Source organism: Paraburkholderia sp. SARCC-3016 (genome assembly GCF_031119615.1).
In the GTDB taxonomy this organism is placed as follows: domain Bacteria; phylum Pseudomonadota; class Gammaproteobacteria; order Burkholderiales; family Burkholderiaceae; genus Paraburkholderia.
In genome coordinates, this window is the sequence record NZ_JAVHZD010000015.1 from 69,784 (window position 1) to 91,300 (window position 21,517).

18 protein-coding genes are annotated in these 21,517 nt (G+C 65.1%); 11 read left to right on the plus strand and 7 right to left on the minus strand.

Annotated features, from left to right (window positions below):
* Nucleotides 1-7: 7 nt before the first annotated feature.
* The 4 genes from ctaD to QYH69_RS16610 form a co-directional block, all read right to left on the minus strand.
* Nucleotides 8-2,668, minus strand: coding sequence for a cytochrome c oxidase subunit I (ctaD, locus tag QYH69_RS16595; protein WP_374992430.1), 2,661 nt, complete (start codon nucleotides 2,666-2,668; stop codon nucleotides 8-10).
* Nucleotides 2,665-3,708 (minus strand): cytochrome c oxidase subunit II, encoded by a 1,044-nt coding sequence (gene coxB, locus QYH69_RS16600; protein WP_308832943.1) that lies wholly within the window; start codon nucleotides 3,706-3,708, stop codon nucleotides 2,665-2,667. The genes ctaD and coxB overlap by 4 nt, the downstream gene beginning before the upstream one ends.
* A gap of 170 nt (nucleotides 3,709-3,878) precedes the next feature.
* On the minus strand, nucleotides 3,879-4,817 hold the full coding sequence (locus tag QYH69_RS16605; RefSeq protein WP_308832944.1) for a YihY/virulence factor BrkB family protein: 939 nt from the start codon (nucleotides 4,815-4,817) through the stop codon (nucleotides 3,879-3,881).
* Between the two features lie 107 nt (nucleotides 4,818-4,924).
* Nucleotides 4,925-5,419: a ferritin-like domain-containing protein gene (locus QYH69_RS16610; protein ID WP_308832945.1), complete on the minus strand. Its 495-nt coding sequence runs from the start codon at nucleotides 5,417-5,419 to the stop codon at nucleotides 4,925-4,927.
* Here QYH69_RS16610 and QYH69_RS16615 point away from each other — a divergent pair.
* Together QYH69_RS16615 and QYH69_RS16620 are read left to right on the plus strand one after the other, a co-directional pair.
* On the plus strand, nucleotides 5,384-5,563 hold the full coding sequence (locus QYH69_RS16615; RefSeq protein WP_308833048.1) for a hypothetical protein: 180 nt from the start codon (nucleotides 5,384-5,386) through the stop codon (nucleotides 5,561-5,563). The genes QYH69_RS16610 and QYH69_RS16615 overlap by 36 nt on opposite strands.
* Before the next feature lie 162 nt (nucleotides 5,564-5,725).
* Nucleotides 5,726-6,229 (plus strand): nicotinamide-nucleotide amidohydrolase family protein, encoded by a 504-nt coding sequence (locus QYH69_RS16620; RefSeq protein ID WP_308833038.1) that lies wholly within the window; start codon nucleotides 5,726-5,728, stop codon nucleotides 6,227-6,229.
* A gap of 46 nt (nucleotides 6,230-6,275) precedes the next feature.
* Here QYH69_RS16620 and QYH69_RS16625 read toward each other — a convergent pair whose 3' ends face one another.
* A complete protein-coding gene (locus tag QYH69_RS16625) occupies nucleotides 6,276-7,484 on the minus strand; it encodes a zinc-dependent alcohol dehydrogenase (protein WP_308832946.1) in 1,209 nt (402 codons plus the stop codon).
* Between the two features lie 204 nt (nucleotides 7,485-7,688).
* On the opposite strand from QYH69_RS16625, the gene QYH69_RS16630 reads away from it, so the two are divergent.
* Nucleotides 7,689-8,603 carry a glycosyltransferase gene (locus tag QYH69_RS16630; RefSeq protein ID WP_308832947.1) on the plus strand — a complete coding sequence of 305 codons (915 nt, stop codon included), beginning with the start codon at nucleotides 7,689-7,691 and terminating at the stop codon, nucleotides 8,601-8,603.
* Here QYH69_RS16630 and QYH69_RS16635 read toward each other — a convergent pair.
* The gene (locus QYH69_RS16635) at nucleotides 8,536-11,358 is read right to left on the minus strand and encodes an ATP-binding cassette domain-containing protein (RefSeq protein ID WP_308832948.1); all 2,823 of its coding nucleotides are present in this window, start codon (nucleotides 11,356-11,358) and stop codon (nucleotides 8,536-8,538) included. The genes QYH69_RS16630 and QYH69_RS16635 overlap by 68 nt on opposite strands.
* A 360-nt stretch (nucleotides 11,359-11,718) precedes the next feature.
* Between QYH69_RS16635 and QYH69_RS16640 the strand changes: the two genes are divergently transcribed.
* From QYH69_RS16640 to QYH69_RS16675, 8 genes are all read left to right on the plus strand, one after another.
* A complete protein-coding gene (locus tag QYH69_RS16640; protein WP_308832949.1) occupies nucleotides 11,719-13,017 on the plus strand; it encodes a glycosyltransferase family 1 protein in 1,299 nt (432 codons plus the stop codon).
* 94 nt (nucleotides 13,018-13,111) lie between these two features.
* Entirely contained in the window at nucleotides 13,112-13,858 is a 747-nt protein-coding gene (locus tag QYH69_RS16645) for an HAD-IIIA family hydrolase (RefSeq protein ID WP_308832950.1), read from the plus strand.
* Nucleotides 13,855-15,054 (plus strand): glycosyltransferase family 9 protein, encoded by a 1,200-nt coding sequence (locus QYH69_RS16650; RefSeq protein WP_308832951.1) that lies wholly within the window; start codon nucleotides 13,855-13,857, stop codon nucleotides 15,052-15,054. Before QYH69_RS16645 ends, QYH69_RS16650 begins: the two co-directional genes overlap by 4 nt.
* Nucleotides 15,055-15,101: 47 nt before the next feature.
* Nucleotides 15,102-16,859, plus strand: coding sequence for a carbamoyltransferase C-terminal domain-containing protein (locus QYH69_RS16655; RefSeq protein ID WP_308832952.1), 1,758 nt, complete (start codon nucleotides 15,102-15,104; stop codon nucleotides 16,857-16,859).
* 98 nt (nucleotides 16,860-16,957) lie between these two features.
* Entirely contained in the window at nucleotides 16,958-17,893 is a 936-nt protein-coding gene (locus QYH69_RS16660; protein WP_374992435.1) for a glycosyltransferase family 2 protein, read from the plus strand.
* Nucleotides 17,890-19,059: a glycosyltransferase family 9 protein gene (locus QYH69_RS16665; RefSeq protein ID WP_308832954.1), complete on the plus strand. Its 1,170-nt coding sequence runs from the start codon at nucleotides 17,890-17,892 to the stop codon at nucleotides 19,057-19,059. The genes QYH69_RS16660 and QYH69_RS16665 overlap by 4 nt, the downstream gene beginning before the upstream one ends.
* Complete coding sequence (locus QYH69_RS16670; protein ID WP_308832955.1) at nucleotides 19,049-20,002, plus strand: glycosyltransferase; 954 nt, start codon at nucleotides 19,049-19,051, stop codon at nucleotides 20,000-20,002. Before QYH69_RS16665 ends, QYH69_RS16670 begins: the two co-directional genes overlap by 11 nt.
* A gap of 25 nt (nucleotides 20,003-20,027) precedes the next feature.
* Complete coding sequence (locus QYH69_RS16675) at nucleotides 20,028-21,011, plus strand: SDR family oxidoreductase (protein WP_308832956.1); 984 nt, start codon at nucleotides 20,028-20,030, stop codon at nucleotides 21,009-21,011.
* A gap of 6 nt (nucleotides 21,012-21,017) precedes the next feature.
* On the opposite strand, the gene QYH69_RS16680 is transcribed toward QYH69_RS16675, so the two are convergent.
* Nucleotides 21,018-21,515: a TPM domain-containing protein gene (locus QYH69_RS16680; RefSeq protein WP_308832957.1), complete on the minus strand. Its 498-nt coding sequence runs from the start codon at nucleotides 21,513-21,515 to the stop codon at nucleotides 21,018-21,020.
* Nucleotides 21,516-21,517 lie beyond the last annotated feature (2 nt).

The following is a 21,517-nucleotide window of genomic DNA, read 5'->3' on the forward strand; positions in this document are numbered from 1 at the left end:
GGTTCCCTCAGAAATGAACGCGCGGCGCGAGATAGATGACTGCGTAGACCGGCAGCCAGCTCAGCACGACGAAGTACCAGTAGACGGCGTTCTCGCTCGTATCGAGCAGCCGCCTTTTCTCGAACGGTCCCGTATATAGCAGCGTGGCGAGCACGGCCGTATCGACGGTATCGGTGACGAGGTGCGTCGTGTGCAATGCGAGCAGGAGCCAGACGACGGAGCCATAGGCATTCGCGTACCACATGACATTGAGCGCCGCGAACTCGAAGCCGCGCAGCACGAGGAACGCAATCGCGAACAGCAGACAGACGGCCAGCCAGACTCGTGCGTTCCCGCGTTCGCCGCGCTCGGCTGCGCGCTTCGCGAGCGCGTTCGGCCACATGCTGAGCAACAGCACAGCCGTGTTCAGCGTGCCCCACAGTAGTGATGGCGCCGGCGCGTTCATCGGCCATGCCGTATTGACCGCGCGCAGATAGAAGTACATGCCGACTGTGATCGCGAAGACACTGCCTTCGATCAGCATCAGCCCCGCCGTCGCCCACCACATGAGGCTGCGATGCCCGAAGCCGAAGCTCGCGAGTCCGCGCACATCGAGCGAGCTCGGTCCTGCGTGGCCGGCTTCCGCCAGCGCGGCGCGCCGCGGCGCCTTATCGCCCTGCGCAACACGCTGCGCCGGCTGCCGCTGCGCGCGCGCGTCTGCTTGCGCTCGCTCGTCGTCCGGCCAGCGCTCGAGCGCGCGCCCGATCCGGTTCGTGCGGCGCGTCGGCCAGAACCAGGCGATCATCGCAGCCGCGACAGGCACCGTGCCCCACCAGACCGCCGTCGGCGTATAGATCGAGCCGATAAAAAACACGGTCGTCGCGATCGCGCTGAGGAACGGCCAGATCGATGGCCCGGGAAACAACGGTCGCGTGTCCGGTTCCGCGGCAAGTACACCCGTCGTCAGCACTTCACGCGCGCGCACGGCGAGCCCCGACACCGAGCGCGGTTCGCGCTGCGGCTCCCACAGCGGATCGCGGCCGTGCACGACCGGCAGCGCGTCGAAGTTATGCGGCGGCGGCGGACTCGGCACGCTCCATTCGAGCGTCCCGCCGCCCCACGGGTCGGCCGGCGCGCGTTCGCCGCGCCGGCGGCTGCGCACGACGTTGAAAAGGAACAGCAGCACCGCAATCGCCATCATGTAAGCGCCGGCCGTCGCGAGCGCGTTCATGCCGGACCATCCCATACCGGCCGGATATGTCCAGACGCGCCGCGGCATGCCGTGCAGGCCGAGCAGGTGCATCGGAAAAAACGCGAGGTTAAAGCCGACGAAAAACAGCCAGAAATGCCAGCGCCCGAGCGTCTCACCGAGCATCCGCCCGGTGAATTTGGGAAACCAGTAATAAAACGCGCCGAATAACGGAAACACGGCGCCGCCGATCAGCACGTAGTGAAGATGTGCGACGACGAAGTACGTATCGTGGACCTGCAAATCGAGCGCCACTGAGCCGAGCATGACGCCCGACAGGCCGCCGAGCACGAGTATGAAGAAGAACGCCATGACGAATAGCAGCGGCGCCTTGAGCGACAGCTTGCCGGTCAGCAGTGTCGCGAGCCAGCAGAAGATCTGGATGCCGGACGGCGCCGCAATCAGCACGCTGGCCGCGGTAAAGAAGCTCTTTCCGAGTTCGGGAACCGCCGTCGCGAACATGTGATGCACCCACAGCCCGAACGCGAGAAAAGCAATCGCGATCAGCGCGAGCACTATCGCCGAATAGCCGAAAATGGGCCGGCGCGAAAACGTCGGAATGATCGACGACATGAAGCCGAGCGCCGGAATAAAGATCAGATACACCTCCGGATGCCCGAAAAACCAGAACAGGTGCTGCCAGAGCAGCACGTCGCCGCCGAGCGCAGGGTTATAGAACTGCGTGCCGACCAGCCTGTCGAGTATCAGCGCGGTACTGGCCAGCATGATCGCCGGCATCGCGAACAGCACCATGAACTGTGTGACGAGCGTCGCCCAGGCGAACAGCGGCAGGCGGTTCAGCGACATGCCGGGCGCGCGCATCTTCAGAATGGTCGTGATGAGCACGATGGCTTCGAGCAACGCCGGCAACTCGGTGAAGGTGATCATCTGCGCCCACACGTCCGACCCCTTGCCGGTCGCGTAATCGGGTCCGGCGAGCGGCACGTAGCTGAACCATCCGGAACGCGGACCGGCGCCGAGCGCGAACGCAACATACAGCAGCAGGCCGCCGAATAGAAAGATCCAGTATGCGTACGCATTCATGCGCGGAAACGCGACGCTGCGCGCGCCGATCATCAGCGGGATCAGATAGACGGCGACCGCCTGCATGACCGGGACGGCGAACAGAAACATCATCGTCGTGCCGTGAATCGTAAACAGCTGGTCGTAGAGGTCGGGGCCGATCAGACGGTTGCCGGGTCGTGCGAGCTGCGTGCGCATCGCAAGCGCAAGCAGGCCGGCTAGCAGGAAAAACGCGAACGTCGTGACGATAAAGCGCCGTCCGATCGTTTTGTGGTTCACGGCCGAGAACCAGCCGATCACGCCGCGCGGATCGCTCCAGGTGTCGGCCAGCGCGGTGCGCGCGTCGGCCGGGGCATCGGGCCCGTCTTTCAGTTGCAGGTCCGTTTCGGTCATGCGCAAAGAGTGGGTCGTGCTCATTGGAGTGTCGTAAGCCATGCGACGACCGCGTGCAGGTCGCTGTCCGAAAGCGGTACCGCGGGCATCGCGACGCCCGGCTTCCATACGTGCGGGTCGCGGATCCACGCGGCGAGGTTGGCGGGCGTGTTCGCGAGCACGCCGGCCGCGAGGGTCTCGCGGCTCATCAGATGCGTGAGATCGGGGGCGAGCGTGCCGTTTGCCGATGTGCCGCGCACGGTGTGGCAACCCGCACATGCCGATTTTTCGAAGACATCGCGGCCGTGCTGCGCCGTCGTGTCGAGCGAGGTCGTGGCGGGCAATGCCTGGTGCCGCAGCCATGCGTCGTAACGCTCGGGCGATTCCGCTATGACGCGCATCGCCATCAACGCATGCTGGGCACCGCAAAACTCCGCGCATTGCCCGCGATAAACGCCCGGTTTGTCCGCGCGAAACACGATCGACGTCGCGATGCCGGGCAACATGTCCTTCTTGCCGTGCAGATTCGGCACCCAGAAGCTGTGGATCACGTCGCCTGTCTGTAGCGACACGATGACCGGACGGCCCACCGGAATGTGCAACTCGTTGGCGGTCGTAAAGCCGGCCTGGCCGCGCCCCTCCGGATAGTGCACCTGCCACCACCATTGCTGCCCCGTCATATCGATGCGCACCGGGTTATCGACGGGCAGCTTCGACAACGCGCGATCGGTCAGCACGTCGGCGACGATCAGGCCGCATAGCGCAACCACGGATACGATGCTGGCGGCAATGACCGAGCGGCGTGTGCGCCGTTCAGGGCGGGTCAGAGAATCGAGGTTGGGCGCGGCCGTGCCGTCGCCCCGGCGGCTGCGCATGAGCGCGACCAGCGTTGCAAGCAGCACGGCTGCGAACACGATTGCACAAACGACAAGCGTGAAATTCCACAGCTGTCCGATATGCGCGGCCTGCACGCCGGCGGGCTGCAACGCATTCTGTTGCGGCTCTGCGCCGGCCGCACGCGTGGCGTACGCGGCGAAGACGGCCGGCCGCCACGCGGCGACGGGACGACGACGCGTACCTGACAACCGGCAGCTTCCGGGACAATCGCGCTTCATGACTAGTCGAGCAAACGAAGTGCCGAACGGGTAGCATTTTTTATGCCGCGGCATAGACGCGGTCGAGCGGCGTGGCCTCCCCTTGCGTGGCTAGACAAACCATGCGAAACACCATGGGCGTTCGTGTCGTCCCGATTGTGTCATTCCGACGGTGCCTGTAGCGGCTCACCCCGCGGCTCACCCCGCGACTCACCCCGCGGTTGCCCCCGCGGCGCACGCGCGTCGCCACCGGCCGCCGCTGCCACCTCCGCCCCGAAGAGGAACACTGCAGCGCAGAAATAAAGCCACATCATCAGAACGGCCAACGAGCCCGCAGCGCCGAACGATCCCGCGGTACCCGCATGGACCAGATATAAGCCGAACAGATGACGGCCGATCGTAAACAGGATGGCTGCCACGAAGCCCCCGGCCGCCGCATGGCGCAGCTCGACCCTCGTATCCGGCAACCACTTGATCAGGGCGGCAAGACCGACTGTCAGCACCACGAGCCCGAGTACCGACTGCGCGACCGCCGCCACGACGGACAGCGTCGTGCTGCCGAGCAGCGCACCGCCCAACGACTGCATGGCGGCGTCGAGCACGAGCGAAACCACGAGCAGAAAGCCCAGCCCCATCAGGAGCGCGAACGAAAGCACCCGGGTTCGTACGAGCAGCGCCACACCGGCTATGCCCTTCGTCGGCTTTGCACGAAATACGACGTTTAGCGCAGTATTCAGCGATGAAAACGTCGCCGACGCACCGACGACGAGCAGCACGCCGGAAAGCGCCGCGGCAATGCCGCCGCCCTGGGCACGGTGGGCGTGCTCCGCGATCGACTGCATCGCGCTCGCCGCGTCGGCGCCCATGAGCGCTTTGACCTGCCCGAAAAAACGCCCCTTCCCCGCCTCCGCGCCGAAAAACCATCCGACGATCGCGAGCACGATCAGCAGCGTCGGCGCGAGCGAAAATGCCGAGTAAAAGCCGATGCTCGCGCCCATCATCGGGCATCGGTCCTCGATGAAACGGCTCGCGGCGTCGCGCATGACGTTCAATAAACGCGAGGTGCGGCTACGACGAATCGTGATCTGTGCGGTTTTCATATGTGTACCTACCGAAGCCCGGCCGCCATGCAAATAGCAGCCGTTGCGCCTGACAGGACGCAGGTTGGACACGAGCGCGGCGGCCGAGGTATCGCCGCCGCATATCGCTACTTGCCCAACGCTTGCGCGGCAATCTTTTCTTCCGCGAGCAGGGAAAGCTTTTCGTCGGTGGCCTTTTCTTCCTTGAGCGTCTGAAGCAGCAGCGTCACCGCGTGCGTTTCGCCGAGTTGCTTCGCAAGCGCGATGGCCGATCCGTATGCCGCGATTTCATAATGCTCGACCTTCTGTGCCGCGGCGATCAGCGCGGCATCGAGGACCGGTCCGCTTTCGATCTCGTCGATCTGCTCCTGACCTTCCTCGATGAGCCCCTCCATCGCAACGCATTTGATGCGTTTGAGACGAATGCCACATGCTTCGACAACCTGATCGATGCGCTCGATCTGCCCTCGCGTCTCTTCGAGGTGCGTGGTGAATGCGCCGCTCAATTCAGGACTGGTCGCAGCGCGGGCAAGCTTCGGCAAAGACTTTGTCATCTGCTTTTCCGCACTGTAAATATCGGAAAGCGAATGTACGAAAAGATCGTGAACGGTTTTGACGGTCATGGTCTGCTCCCTGAAGACGTGACGCCGGATGTGTCGGCAAGTGTCGTTGACGTGGCGCGTGAGCCACGCCGCGAGAAGACGCGTAGCTCATCGCCGCTTTCCGCTCGCCCAGCGCTTTGCACCGGTGGCACCGCAATTGCCTGAGGCTTACCGGCAAGCGTCTGTCTGCGGGCGGGTCGCGCGCATACTTCCGCATGGCGTATGCCTGCCGGCGAAGCAGCGCACGTTCATAAAGATGTGATGGTTATGCGGTTGGAGATACACGCTCGCATCATTCTGTTAAGCCCGTCGATCAAGGAGGAAACGATGAACGTCCCACGACAGGTGGTCTCTTTTCTCGGTTCGCGCGGCAAGAAGCTGGCGACGGCGGAATCATGCACGGCGGGCGAGATCGCCTCGCTTCTTGCGTCCGTGCCCGGCAGCGGGAGTTGTCTGGACGTCGGCTTCATTACTTACTCGCCGTCCGGCAAGGCCGGTTTCCTTGGCGTCCGCCAGCAAACGATGGATGAGCATGGCCTGACGAGCGAGGCAGTCGCGCGCGAAATGGCCGAAGGCGCGCTTCATCAGGAAGGGTGCTGCGCGGACATCGCCGTCTCCAACACGGGCGTCGCGGACGGTGCGCCGGGCGGAAGTCCGCCGCCGGGCACCCAGTGCTTCGCGTGGTCCTTCCGGACCGCGGACGGCGCGCTCACGACCTTCTGCGAAACCCGCCAGTTTACGGGCGGCCGCAACGAAGTGCGCCACGCAGCCGCAATTTACGCACTGTCGCGCATCGAGCATTATTTCAACCGCCTGCCTGGCCGGATCTGACGATGCAGTTTGCCGGGCCGCGGACTATGCGCCCGCGGCGTGCCGCTCACGGCTCGAGCTTGACCTTGATCCATCCCGGCTCGCGTGCGTCGAACGCCTGATACGCGTCGATCGCATTCATGATCGGCTCGCGCTGCGTCAGTACGCTGACCGGATCGAACGAATCGTTTCGTACGAGTTCGAGAAGCTTCGGCGTAATCGACCGGTGATTGCAATTGCCCATTTTGACCGACAGGTTCCGGTTCATCGCTTCGCCGATCGGAAAGAAGCGATCGCCTTCCGGATAGACGCCGATGATCGACACCGTGCCGGCCTTTGCGACGGCCTTGACGGCCCAGCGCAACACCTGGGACGGACCGCTGCCCGGCTGCCAGTGGCCATCGTGTGGATTCTGCTCGGGCGCGATCTCCTTGCGTTCGGCTTCGAACTGCCCCTGCGCGCCTTTCTGGCTTTGCGCGGCCGCGCCCTTTTCGGCGCGCACCGCATCGACGCCGACCGCATCGATTACGCGATCCACGCCGATGCCGCCCGTCAATTCGAGGATCGCCTGCACGGGATCGTCTTCGTCGAAGTTGACGACCTCCGCCCCCTGCTGGCGCGCCATCTCGAGACGCGACGCGATGCGGTCGACGGCGATCACGCGGCCTGCGCCCATCAGCTTCGCACTCGCGATCGCAAACTGTCCGACCGGACCCGCGCCAAACACGGCAACCGTATCGCCGAGCTGGACTTGTGCGAGCTGCGCGCCAAAATAGCCGGTCGGGAAAATATCGGAAAGCAGGATCGCGCGGTCGTCATCGACGTTGTCGGGCAGGCGGATCAGACTCGCATGGGCGAGCGGCGTGCGCGCGTATTGCGCTTGCAGGCCGTTGAACGGGCCCGTCGTTTTCGGACCGCCGTAAAACGCGGTGCCGGCTAGCGGCCCGTTCGGGTTGGCCGTGTCGCATTGCGCCGTGTAGCCCGCGCGGCAATACGAACAGAAACCGCATGAAATCGTGGACGGCACGAGCACGCGGTCGCCGCGCGCCAGATTGCGCACGTTGCGGCCGACTTCCTCGACGATACCGACCGCCTCGTGGCCCAGTATCGTGCCCGGCGCCATGCCCGGCATCGTGCCGCGAATCATATGCAGATCGGTGCCGCAGATCGCGCTCGACGTAATGCGCACGATAGCGTCGGTCGGTTGTTCGATCGTCGGGTCGGCAACCGTATCGAGGCGAATATCGCCGACTCCGTGGAATACAACAGCTTTCATCGATGCTCTCCGGATGACAGGTTCAAGGCGGCGCGAACGCCGGCTACTGTCGGTCGAGCAAGCGCAAGTCCCGAAGGAGACGCAGGAAGCGCCGCTGCATCGCGCACCGCATCAGGCACCCCCATCAGGCACCCCGTTTGCGAAAGCCGTGGGATCGTGCAGCCGCATCGACGAGGATGCGCACTCCCGACCCCATGAGAAAAGATGTCCGAACCGCGCATTTCCGTGGTCGTTCTGACCTATAACCGCATGGCGCAGCTCATCGACACGTTGCTGCGGCTGCGCGCCCTACCCGAACGGCCACCGATCGTCGTTGCCGACAACGGCTCCAGCGACGACACCGTGCGCATGGTCGCCATGCTGTTCCCCGACATCACGATCGTGCAATGCGGCGGCAATCTCGGCGCGGCCGGACGCAACCTCGCGGTCGATTGCGTGCGCACCGATTACGTCGCGTTCTGCGACGACGACACGTGGTGGAAGCCCGGTTCGCTTGCGCACGCCGTACGGTTGCTCGACGCGTATCCGCGGGTCGGCATACTGAACGCGCGTATCGAAGTCGGCGAAGCGCGCGAAACGGATCCGATCTCGGTCCTGATGCAGCACAGTCCCCTCGATGCGACAGGCCTGCCGGGCCCATCGCTGGTCGGCTACATGGCGGGTGCGTCGGTCATGCGCACAGCGGTGTTCCGCCAGATCGGCGGCTACGACGCGCGCTACTTTATCGGCGGCGAAGAGGAGCGCGTGGCGCTCGACGTGCTAGCCGCGGGGCACGCCATTGTGTACTGCGCGGCATGCGCGATCGCGCATCATCCTTCGCCGTTGCGCGATAGCGCGCTGCGTCGGCGGATGCTCGCGCGTAACGCGGCATGGACTGCTTGGCAAAGGCTGGCCGTGAGCGACGCATGCCGCGCCACGGCCCGCGCAATCGAATGCTTCCGCAAGGAAGGAACCCTATGGCAGGACGGTTTCGCCCTGTTGCGCGGTCTGCGTTGGGCGCTGCGCGAACGCCGCCGCATACCCGAACGCGTCGCGGCAATGCTCGCAGAAGTCAGGCTCGATGTGCGCGCGCCACGTCGCGAATCGTCGCGATCAGAACTGCCGCAGCGACAGGTTTAGTCAGATGCGCCGCAAACCCGTCGTGTCGCGCACGCGCAGCGTCACCGGTGGCCGGTTCCGTGTAACCGGTCAGCGCGATCGCCGGCAAGCGGTCGCCGGCAGCGAGCGGATATTGCGCCTCGAGATCGCGTATGCGTTCGAGCACACGGTAACCGTCCTCGTTGCCGAGCACGATATCGCAGAGCAATACTTGCGGCCATGCATGTCTCGGGATCTCGGCCAGACGCTGCAACGCTTCGTCACCGGAAGAAGCGAGAAGCACATGCGCGCCGCTCGCGCAAAGCACTGCTTCGAGCGCGTCACGCGCTTCTTCCTGATCGTCGAGCGCGAGCACGGTCAACCCGGCGAGCGGCTCGTCGAGCCTGGCTTGACCCGGCGCGGCAGCCGGCACTGACTGGCCGCCGCCCGTTTGCCGACCCGCAGCCGCGCTCGAGGCGTCATTCGAATGTGCGGCAGCATCATCGGCTTGCGCTTCGGCGTCGAGTGTCGCCGTCACGACGTGTACATCCGCCGTCGCGGCTTCGACCACGGGCGCAAGCGGAATCACCGCGGCATATGCGACGCGCGTGCCGACCTGCGTCGCCGTAAAGCGGCCCCCCAATGCGGAAAGCTTCGCCTCGATGCGTCGCGCGGCCTCTTCGGGCATCTCGCCGGATCGCTCGTGTGCGCCCGACACGCAGAGCCACGCATGATTCGCGCGCCGTTCGACCCGCAGTTCGACGGTCTCTCCCGCGCGCGCATGCCCGATCTCGTTGCGGCACAGCGACGCGGTAATCTGCATGAGATCGAGCCGATTGCCCATCGCGCACAACTCGCCGTCGGGCATCGACACGTGCCAGCGAATGCCGCGGCGCGCGATTTCGTCGCGCAGATCGTCGCCGACCGCGGCAACCAGCGGACCGAGTTCGACCGCCTGCGCAGACACCTTGCGCTGCATATGCTCGAGTTCGCCCTGCTGCCATTGCAGCGCCCACATCTTCGCGTACACGCCGTCGCGCGAGAGCAAATCGTCGTGCGCGCCCTGCTCGACGATGCGGCCATGTTCCATGACGAGAATCCAGTCGGCGTCCACGACGGTCGACAGCCGGTGCGCGATCGCAATCGACGTGCGGCCTTGCGCGAGCCGGTTCAGCTCGGCCTGGATCGCGCGCTCCGAGCGCGTGTCGAGCGCCGACGTCGCTTCGTCGAAAACGATGATGCGCGGGTTCTTCAGAATCGCGCGCGCGATCGCGATACGCTGACGCTCGCCGCCCGAGAGCCGCAAACCGCGTTCGCCGACGCGCGTATCGTAATGATCGGGCAGGCGCTCGATAAACTCGTCGAGCTGCGCCGCGCGCGCGGCGCGCACGATATCGGCGCGCGTCGCATCGGGCCGGCCGTACGCGATGTTGTACGCGATCGTATCGTTGAACAGCACGGTGTCCTGCGGGACGATGCCGATCGCCTCGCGCACGCTCTTTTGCGTGACCTCGCGCAGGTCCTGGCCGTCGATGCACACGCGTCCCGCCGCGGGCTGATAAAGCCGGAACAGCAGCCGCACGAGCGTCGATTTGCCCGAGCCGCTGCCGCCGACCACGGCAAGACGGTGTCCCGGATGCACGCGAAAATGCACGTCGTGCAGCACGGGCCGCGATGCGTCGTATGCGAAGCCGACATGCGCGAACTCGATGGCGCCGTCGGTGACGACGAGCGGTCGCGCTCGGGGCAAGTCGACATCTTCGCCTTGCACGCCCCGGGCCGTGAGAATTCTGAACATCCGCTCGACGTTCACCTTCGCGTCGTTTGTCTCGCGAAACACAAAGCCAAGCGTATTGAGCGGCATGCAGACCTGAATGATGTACGCGTTCACGAGCACGAGGTCGCCGACCGTCATGCGCCCGAGTAGCACATATTGAACGGCGATCAGCAGCATCGCGGCGATGCCGGCCGCGATCACGCCGCTTTGCCCGACGTGCAGTGTCGTCAAAGCGCGCTGGTTCGCGATGCGCGCGTCGACCCACTGGTCGAGCACATCGGTCAGGCGCCGCGTTTCGACATCTTCGGTCGCGAAGAATTTGACCGTGTCGTAATTGAGCAGGCTGTCGACGAGCCGCGCATCCGACTGCGCCTCGAGCGCATTGACGCGCCGCTGCACGACCAGCCGCCGCCGCGTGAACACATAGGTATAGATCGCATAGCAGACGAAGGTGGCTGCGATTACCGCCGTAAAACTCCACGAATAGCCGCGCGCGATGATGACGACGATCGTCGCGATCTCGACGAAGGTCGGCACGATCGCGAAGATCGCAGTGCCAAGCAGGAAGCCGATACCGTCGGCGCCCTTCTGCACGTCGCGCACGACCGTGCCCGTCTCGCGCTGCGCGTGGAACCGCGCGCCGAGCCGATGCAGGTGCGCAAAGGTCCATTCGGTGAACGACGCGACCGTTCGCTGCGTGACGACGCTGAACACGACATCGCGCGCTTCATTGAGCGCATCGGCAAGAAAGCGCATCAGCGCGTACGCGAGCACGAGAAATACCGGCAGCAACGCGAGCGACACCGGACGCCCGAGTTCGTCGACGATCTCCCTGAGCACGAGCGGCATGGCGACCGCGGCGAATTTGCCGACGATCATCAGCGCAAACGACGCAAGCGTGATGCCGCGGTAAGCGAGGAGCGCGTGCCACAGATCGGCCGCGATACGCCTGCGCATCTGCCGGCTGCTTTTCCCGCCGATATCCTGCGAGTGGTCTTGCCGAAGGTCGGGTGAGCTCATCTGCACGGTCCGGTCGCGTGATCACAAAACGTCTTCCGGACGCGAGCGAGATTCGGTCCCGGCGCGCCGCGGGGCCGCCACCAAGGCGCGCTTTATCCGGGACGCGACCCGAAGCGGTGTCGCCATACCGGCTCTTCGCCGCCCCGCCTTTTACACGTGCCGTGTAAATCAGGGAACGCCACAGCACTTCGAAAAAACGCCCACGGCGAAAAAACCATGCGTGCGTTGGCGTTCGTTGGAAATGCCCGCACTCATCGTTGGGCACATCGGATGCTGAAACTACCGCATGCGTCGCTTGCCGCCGTCCATGCCCCGGCCCTCGCCGGACACCGCCTGAACATAAACCAAGAGGGAACCCCCATGAAGATCGCCATGATCAGCGAACACGCGTCGCCGCTCGCTCTCGCCGGCGGCGTCGATAGCGGCGGACAGAATATTTACGTTGCCAACGTTGCGCGGCAACTGCACCGCGCAGGCCATGAGGTCGACGTGTTCACGCGGCGCGATCGGTCGCTGTTACCGCTGGTGTCCGAAATGGACGGTATCCGCATCGTCAACGTGCCGGCGGGTCCGCCGCGGCAGCTCGCGAAGGAGCGCCTGCTGCCGTATATGGATGAGTTCGCGGATTTCCTCGTATCGTTCTTCAGGAAGGAGCGTCGTCCGTATGATCTGATGCACGCGAATTTCTTCATGTCGGGCAAGGTCGCGCTGCAGGTGAAACGCGCGCTGAACCTGCCGGTGGTCACGACGTTCCACGCGCTAGGCCGCGTGCGGCGTATCCACCAGGGCAATGACGATGGTTTTCCCGATGAGCGGTTTGCGATCGAAGACGACCTCGTGCGTCACTCCGATGTCGTTATTGCCGAATGCCCTCAGGACGAGATCGACCTGATCGATCTCTACGATGCGGATCCCGACCGAATCGAGATCGTACCGTGCGGCTTCGATGTCGACGAATTGCAGCGTGTCGCGAAGCGCGACGCCCGCGCAACGCTCGGCTGGCCTCAGGACGAATTCATCGTGCTGCAACTGGGGCGGCTCGTGCAGCGCAAAGGCATCGACAACGTGATTCGCGGCATCGGCGCCTTGAAACGCGATCATGGCGTCGCCGCACGTCTCTATATCGTGGGCGGCAATTCCGAGTCGCCCAACGAAATCGCAACGCCTGAAATCGCGCGACTGCGCGGCATCGCCGTACAGGAGCAGGTTGCCGCCCAGACGACTTTCGTCGGTCGGCGCGGCCGTTCCCATCTGAGCCTCTTCTACAGCGCGGCGGACGTATTCGTGACGACGCCGTGGTACGAGCCGTTCGGCATTACGCCCGTCGAGGCGATGGCGTGCGGCACGCCGGTGATCGGCGCCGACGTCGGCGGCATCCGCTATTCGGTCCGCGACGGCGAGACGGGTTGGCTCGTGCCGCCGCGCGACCCGGTCGCGCTCGCGGCGCGGCTCGCGCACCTGCATGCGAACCCGGCGCGCGCGCGGCAAATGGGCGAGGCCGGACTGGCGCGCGCGCAAAGCGCATTTACATGGGAAGGCGTCGCGCGATCGCTGGAAGACGTGTACCGGCGCGTCGCAAGGCTGCCGCAGCCGCGCGAGCGCGACGAGGCAATCGCTGCGCACAGCGCGCGCCCCGCTGCGGGAGGGGCATTCGGCTAGCCCCTCTACGCGCATCGATGCACGCGGCAAGCCGCGCACAGCAGACGTGCCGCGGCGGCAACCAATACACTCTTTTTGCGGACTCCCGTCAGATATGTCCTCCATTGAAAGTCCGCCTTCCTTGCCGACACTGGCTCGCGCGCATGGCGGTCGGGTCGATCGCCCACGGGCGGGCCTGCCTGAGCGTGATGCTCCGCGCGCGGTCTTTCTCGACAAGGACGGCACGGTGCTCGACGACGTGCCGTATAACGTCGACCCGCGCAAGATGCGCTTTGCGCCTGGTGCGCGCGCGGCGCTCGAGTTGCTCGCCGCGTATCCGTACAGGTTGATCGTCGTGAGCAACCAGGGCGGCGTGGCACAAGGCCGTTTTGCGATCGACGCGCTCGATGCGGTCGAGCATCAATTGCGCGTGATGTTCGCGGCGTGCGGCGCCACGCTCGACGCGTTCTACTCGTGCCCGCACGATCCGCGCGGACATGTCGCGCCGTACGCCTGCGCGTGCGACTGCCGCAAGCCCGCGCCCGGCATGCTGCTGCGGGCCGCGCACGATCACGGCATCGACTTGCGCGCATCGTGGCTCGTCGGCGATATCCTCGACGACGTGGAAGCCGGCAATCGCGCCGGCTGCCGCACGATTCTGCTCGATAACGGCAATGAAACCGAATGGCGCGACGGGCCGCGGCGCAGACCGTTCGCGTATGCGAACGACCTGCACGGCGCCGCGCGGCTCGTCGCTTGCGAGTACGAACTTTCGCGTACGAACGGCGCGGCCCCCGGCAGAACCGATTCGAGCGCGCCCGCCGCCTGCGCAGGTTACGCCGGTCATGAGGCGAAGTCATGAAAAGCCTCTCCGCTCTCGCGAAGCCGCTCACCGCGCATGCGCGTCACGCCGCCGCAAAACCGCTCGAGGCGTGGGGCGCCGAAATCAAGCGCATCCTGTGCGTGCGTACCGACAATCTCGGCGACGTATTAATGACGACGCCGGCGCTTCACGCGTTGCGCGACGCGTTACCGGGCCGGCACCTGACCTTGCTGACCTCGCCGGCCGGCTGCGCGCTTGCGCCGCTCCTGCCTGACGTGGACGACGCGATTTGCTACGACGCGCCATGGGCGGGCCACAACCGGTCGCGAACCGTCGACTCGGACCTCGCGATGCGCGCGCTGCTGGAAAAGCGCGGCTTTGATGCAGCGGCGATCTTCACCGTCTACAGTCAGAACCCGCTTGGCGCAGCCACGCTCTGCTATTTCTCGGGCATCGGGCGAAGGCTCGCCCGATGCCGCGAGAACCCGTATGCGCTGCTGACCGACTGGGTACCCGAACACGAGCCCGAGCAAGGCGCGCAACACGAGGTCCTGCGCCAGCTTTCGCTCGTCGATGCAATCGGCGCGCACACGAACGACACGCAAATGCGCATGAGCGTCACCGATGCCGGGCGGACCGCGCTCGATGTCGCACTCGACGCGCGCGGAATCGACGCGACGCAGCCGTACATCGTCATGCATCCGGGCGCCACGGCCGCGTCGCGCCGCTACCCTGCCGAACGCTTCGGCAGCGCCGCGGCGCAGCTGATCCGCGAGACCGGTATGAAGGTGCTCGTCACCGGCAGCGCCGGCGAAGCCGCGTTGATGCAGGCGTTGCGCGCGTCGGCGCCGCCCGAGGCGCGTCCGTTCATCCACCAACTGGCTGACGCGCTCGATCTCGGCGCGTTCGCGGCATTGATCGAACGCGCTCGCGTGCTGGTTTCGAACAACAGCGGCCCCGTGCACATCGCTTCCGCACTGGGCACCCCGGTCGTCGACCTGTACGCACTGACAAATCCGCAGCACGCGCCATGGCAAACGCCGCATCGCGTGCTGTTTCACGACGTCGAATGCCGCTGGTGTTATCGCAGCGTGTGTCCGTACGGGCATCACGCTTGCCTGCGCGGCGTCGAAACCGGGGACGTCGTCGCCGCGACGCTCGAGCTGTTGGCCGAAACCCGCTCGCGCGCGGCACCGCAACCGGCAGACGACGAAGCGCGGCAGGTCGCGCAATAAACGCCGCCTGCGATCTTCAAGAAAATCTTCGATACGGAGTGACGAACATGTACACACTCGGAATCAATGCGGTCTATCACGACAGCGCCGCCGCGCTGGTACGCGACGGTGTCGTGCTGGCGGCCGCCGAAGACGAGCGCTTTACGCACGTGAAGCACGCGAAGCGGCCCGTGCCGTTTTCAACGTGGCAATTGCCGTTCGATGCGATCGACTATTGCCTCTCGACTGCAGGCATCACGCTGAAGGACGTCGACCACGTCGCGTACTCGTACGACCCGACGCTCTTTTCGGGCATGCCGAAAACGCCGGGCGCCACGATCGCGTTGCCGTTCGACCCGGCGCAACAACCGGCGGCGAATCCGTCCGAATCGCCGTGGGATCCGCTGTTTCTCAGCTATATCGCCAACGCGAAGGCGCAATTGCTCGACGGCGCGCCGCATCATCTGGCCAGACGCTTTCGCGGTGTCGACCGCGACGGCGGCTTCAAATGGCATTTCGTCGATCACCACCTTTCGCATGAAGCAAGCGCGTTTCTCGCGAGCCCGTTCGACGATTGCGCGGTGCTGACGATGGACGGGCGCGGCGAAGGCGTGACGACGAGCATGGGACGCTTCGTCGACGGCACGTACGAACGGCTGCGCCAGGTCGAACTGCCGCATTCGCTCGGATTGCTTTACGAAGCGGTAACGGGCTGGCTGGGCTTTCTGCACTCGTCGGACGAGTACAAGGTCATGGCGCTCGCATCGTTCGGCAAGCCGCGCTTCGCCGATCAGTTCCGCGAGATCGTCAAGGTGCATCGGGACGGCAGTTATACGGTCGACGCGCCGCGGCTCATCGAACGGTTCGGGCCCGCGCGCGAGCGAGGCGGTCCGCTCGAACAGCGTCATTACGACATCGCGAGTTCGCTGCAATGCGTGCTCGAAGAAACCGTGCTGCAACTCGCTCACTGGCTGCACCGGCAAACGGGTCTGCCGCGGCTCTGCATGGCGGGCGGCGTGGCGCTGAACTGCGTGATGAATTCGAAGGTGCGCGACCAGGGTCCGTTCGAAGACGTATGGGTGCAGCCGGCCGCCGGCGATGCCGGCACCGCGCTCGGCGCCGCATTGTGGACCGACTACCGGCAACGCGGCGACCGGCAACGGCACTGGACGATGGATCACGCGTATCTCGGACCTCAGTATGCCGACGACGAAGTCGAACAGTTTCTGAAATGGTCGAAAATTCCGTACCGCCGCGCGCGCGACATTGCCGACGAAGCAGCCGCGATGCTCGCCGCGGGTAAGGTGCTCGGCTGGTACCAGGGACGCACCGAGTTCGGTCCGCGCGCACTGGGCTCGCGCTCGATTCTCGCTTCGCCGATCGACCCCGGCATGCAGGCGCGCCTGAACGAAATCAAGGATCGCGAGGATTTCCGGCCGGTGGCGCCCGTCGTAATGGAGGAACATGCGGCCGACTGGTTCGTCGGCGCCGCGCGTGCGCCGTTCATGTTGTTCATCTTCGACGTGCGCGAAGAAAAGGCGGACCGGATTCCTGCCGTGCGGCACGTGGACGGCACTGCACGCGTGCAGACGATCAATCGCGATCAACACGCGCTTTATTACGATCTGCTCGACGCGTTTTATCGGCGAACCGGCGTGCCGGTGCTCGTCAATACCTCCTTCAATACGCGCGGCGAACCGATGGTCAACTCGCCGCGCGATGCGGTCGAATCGTTCTGGACGTCGCCGCTCGATGCGCTGGTGATCGGATCGTTCATCGTCGAGAAAGCCGGTTCGACCGCGGTTCGCGCAGAGGCCGTGCGATGAGCACGAGCCGCGTGGGTTCTATCAACGCGCCACGGCCGCAGCCGCAGTCGATACCGCCCGACATATCGGTCGTCGTGCCGACGTACCGGCGCCCCGCGATGCTCGCGACCTGCCTCGATGCCATCGCCGCGCAACAGCTCGATTGCACGCGCTATGAAATCGTCGTCTGCGACGACGGACCCGAAGACGTCGCCACGCGCGCGTTCGTCGACCGCTTCGCGGCTCGCCAGGCCGCGCGCGGCCTCGCAGTTCGTTATGTGCCGGTCACCGCGACGCAGGGCCCCGCGGCCGCGCGCAATGCGGGCTGGCGCGTAGCGCGCGCGCCGCTCGTCGCCTTCACCGACGACGACACGATCCCTGACCCGCGGTGGCTCGCGGCAGGCCTCGCGGCGACAGGGCGCGCGAACGCCGACGCCGTGTCGGGTCGTATCGTGATGCCGTTGCCCGATCACCCGAGCGACTACGAACTCGACGCGAGCGGCCTCTCCCGCGCCGAATTCGCCACCGCGAACGTCTTCGTGCGCCGCGCGGCGCTCGAAGCAACGGGCGGCTTCGACGAACGCTTCACCGCCGCATGGCGCGAGGATTCCGACCTGCAATTCACGCTGTTGAACGCCGGTTGCCGGATCGTGCGCGCCGACGACGCGATCGTCGTTCATCCGGTACGGCCCGCGCGCTGGGGCGTGAGCCTGCATCAGCAAAAAAAGAGCTTTTTCGAAGCGCTGCTGTTCCGCAAGCATCCGGCGATGTACCGGCAACGCATCGACGCCCGCCCGCCGTTGCGCTACTACGCGATCGTCTGCAGTGCCGTGTGCGCGTTACTGGCGGGGCTGGCAGGCTTCGGTGCGCTCGCGTGGTTCGCGCTGCTCGTATGGGCGTGGCTCACCGCCGGCTTCTGCGTGCAACGTCTGCGCCACACGCGGCGCGACTGGCCGCATCTGGCCGAAATGGCGTGGACGTCGCTGCTGATTCCGTTTCTATCGGTGTACTGGCGTCTGTACGGCGCGTTTCGTTTCAAGGTGATGTTCCTATGAGCACATCGATCGAATCGTTGGAGTGTGTGACAGCGCGTCCCGCCGGGCCTGCGCGGATTGCGATCTTCCGTGCGCTTCAACTGGGCGACATGCTGTGCAGCGTGCCCGCATTGCGCGCGCTGCGCCGCGCGGTGCCGCATGCGCATATCGCACTGATCGGCCTGCCGTGGGCGAAAAGCTTCGTCGAACGCTATCGCGGTCTGGTCGACGAACTGATCGTGTTTCCGGGCGCACGAGGGTTTCCCGAACAGCACGAAGACGACGCCGCCCTGCCCGGCTTCATCGCCGCGATGCGCGCACGCCGCTTCGATCTGGCGATCCAGATGCACGGCAGCGGCGGCATCGCGAACGACATCGTCGGCCAGTTCGGCGCACGCGCGTATGCAGGCTTCGTCCAGCCCGGCGAAGCGCGCGACGGTTGCTTTATTGCGTGGCCCGAGACCTTGCCCGAACCGCACCGCTACCTCGCGCTGACCGATGCACTCGGCGCACCGGCCGATGGCGACACACTCGAGTTCGAGCTGACACCGCAGGACCTCGCCGAACACGCGGCTCTCGTCGGCTTGCACCGCATCGCTTGCGAACGCCTCGTGCTCGTGCATCCGGGCGCGCAATTGCCGTCGCGGCGCTGGCCTGTCGAACGGTTTGCCGAAGTCGCCGACGCGCTCGCCTCGGACGGCTGGCGCGTCGCGATCACGGGCACAGCATCGGAAATCGAACTGTCGGCCCGTCTGCTCGGCACGATGGTCGCGCCGGCACTGCATCTCGTGGGCGCCACCTCGCTCGGCGCACTCGCTGCGCTCGTGCGCGATGCGCGGCTCGTCGTCTGTAACGACACCGGCATTTCGCACATCGCGGCCGCGATGCAAACGCCAAGCGTCGTCGTCGCATCGGGCAGCGACACGCGCCGCTGGGCGCCGCTCGACCGGCAACTGCATCGTGTGCTTGCCGACTATCCGGCATGCCGGCCGTGCGCGTTCCGAGAGTGCCCGTATGGGCACGAGTGTGCGTTGAACGTGAGCGTCGAGTGCGTGATCGATGCCGCGCGCGAGCAGCTTGCACCCGATTCCGCAAGGCTCCGCGCGGTTGCCGGTCGCGCCGCGGGGCCGCGCATCGCCGATGCGGCTTACTTTATCGCACGCAGGGAGGCGTCCCATGTCCGCTAATCGACGCCTGCGCATTCTCACCTGGCATGTGCACGGCAACTACCTGTATTACCTGACGCAGGTCCCGCACGACTTTTATCTCGTCACGAAGCCTGGCCACCCGCCCGGCTATGCGGGCCGCAACGGCTCGCTGCCGTGGGGCGGCAACGTGCATGAAGTGCCGATCGACGCAGTCGCGTCACGAGATTTCGACGTCGTGCTGTATCAGCATCGCGTCCATTGGGAACACGATCGCGAGCATGTGCTGTCCGGGCAGCAGCGGCGCCTGCCGCGCATCTATATCGAGCACGATCCGCCGCTCGACAATCCGTACGCGCAGAGGCATTGGGTCGACGACGCGCAGACGCTGCTCGTGCACGTCACGCATTTCAACGAGCTCGCGTGGGACTGCGGCGCGACGCCGACGTGCGTGATCGAACACGGCGTCGTGGTGCCGAAAGGCGTGCAGTACACCGGCGAACTCGAGCGCGGCATCGTCGTCGTCAACCATCTTGCGCAGCGCGGCCGACGCCTCGGCGCGGACCTGTTCGATGCGATGCGCGAGCGCGTGCCGCTCGACCTCGTCGGCATGGAAGCGGCGAAAAGCGGCGGCATCGGCGAAATACCGAACCTCGAACTGGCTGCGTTTACCGCGCGCTACCGCTTCTTTTTCAATCCGATCCGCTGGACAAGCCTTGGCCTCGCGATCGTCGAAGCGATGACGATCGGCATGCCGATCGTCGGCTTCGCGACTACCGAACTCGCCACCGTCATCCGCAACGGCGAAAACGGCTACGTCCATACGAACCGCGAGTTGCTCGTCGAGGCGATGCACAGCCTGCTCGGCGATCCGGCGCACGCGCGTTCGCTCGGTCATTCGGCGCGGCGCACCGCGCGCGAACGTTTTCATATCGACCGCTTCGTGCGCGACTGGCTCGCGGCGCTATCGCGCGTGAGCGGTTGAACACAATGATCAAGGGAGCAGCATCATGAGAGAACTGACACGCAAACGGATTCTCGTCACGGGCGGCGCCGGCTTTCTCGGCTCGCATCTATGCGAACGCCTCGTGACGCAGGGCCACGACGTGCTGTGCGTCGACAACTTCTATACGGGAACCCGGGACAACGTTGCACACCTGCTCGACTGCGCGAACTTCGAGATGATGCGCCACGACGTGACGTTCCCGCTCTATGTCGAAGTGGACGAGATCTATAACCTCGCTTGCCCCGCCTCTCCGGTCCACTATCAGCACGACCCCGTGCAGACGACCAAAACGAGCGTGCACGGCGCGATCAATATGCTGGGGCTCGCCAAGCGCGTGAAGGCCAGAATCTTCCAGGCGTCGACGAGCGAAGTGTATGGCGACGCGCGCGTGCATCCGCAAACGGAAGACTACTGGGGCAACGTGAATCCGATCGGCCCGCGCTCGTGCTACGACGAAGGCAAGCGCTGTGCGGAGACGCTCTTCATGGATTACCGGCGGCAGCACGGTCTCGACATTCGCATCGCGCGAATCTTCAATACGTACGGGCCGCGCATGCATCCGGCCGACGGCCGCGTCGTATCGAACTTCATGGTGCAGGCGCTCGGCGGCAAGCCGCTGACCGTTTACGGAGACGGCTCGCAAACGCGCTCGTTCTGCTACGTGGACGACATGATCGATGCATTCGTGCGTCTGATGAACCTGCCGTCCGATCCCGGCTGCCCCGTCAATCTCGGTAACCCGTACGAAGTGTCGATGCTCGAGATCGCGCAGCGCACCAAAGCGATCACCGGATCGACGTCGCGAATCGAGTTCCTGCCGCTGCCCGTGGACGACCCGTGTCGACGCCAGCCCGATATTTCGCTCGCGACGCGCCTTTTCGGCTGGACGCCGCATACGTCGCTCGAGCAGGGCCTACGCAAGACGGCCGATTATTTCGCATCGGTCATCGGCAGCGCGCGCACAGCCACAGCCGAGACGCCCATGTAGTACGAGCTACATCACGACGGGAAAGCTCGACAGATCTTCTCGCGGTGGCGTGCGTGTCGGAAAATGCGTATTGAGAAGCGCCGAGACCTGTTCGATGCCTCGCAAGGCTCCCTGTTCGTACTGTGCGCGCCGGAAATCGGCTTCCATCATTCGACAGATTGCTTCCCACTCCTCGCCGGACACGCGCGTATCGATACCACGATCCGCGACGATTTCCACGTCCCGGTCGGCCAGCAGCAAATAGATAAGAATTCCGTTGTTGTGCTCGGTGTCCCATACCCTGAGCTGCGAGAAAACGTCTATTGACCGCTCGCGAGCGGTCAGTCCATCGAAGAGGTCGGCACTGTCCAGCGCACCTTCGACGACGAAGCGGACCTGACCCGCATGGGTCCGGTGGCTTTCACGGATCGCGCTTTCGATAGCGGACAGCACGCGCGCCGAGAACGCTCTTCTGACCCGCCAGCGCGTCATCAACAGATGTCGAAAGATACGCTTGAGATCCACGG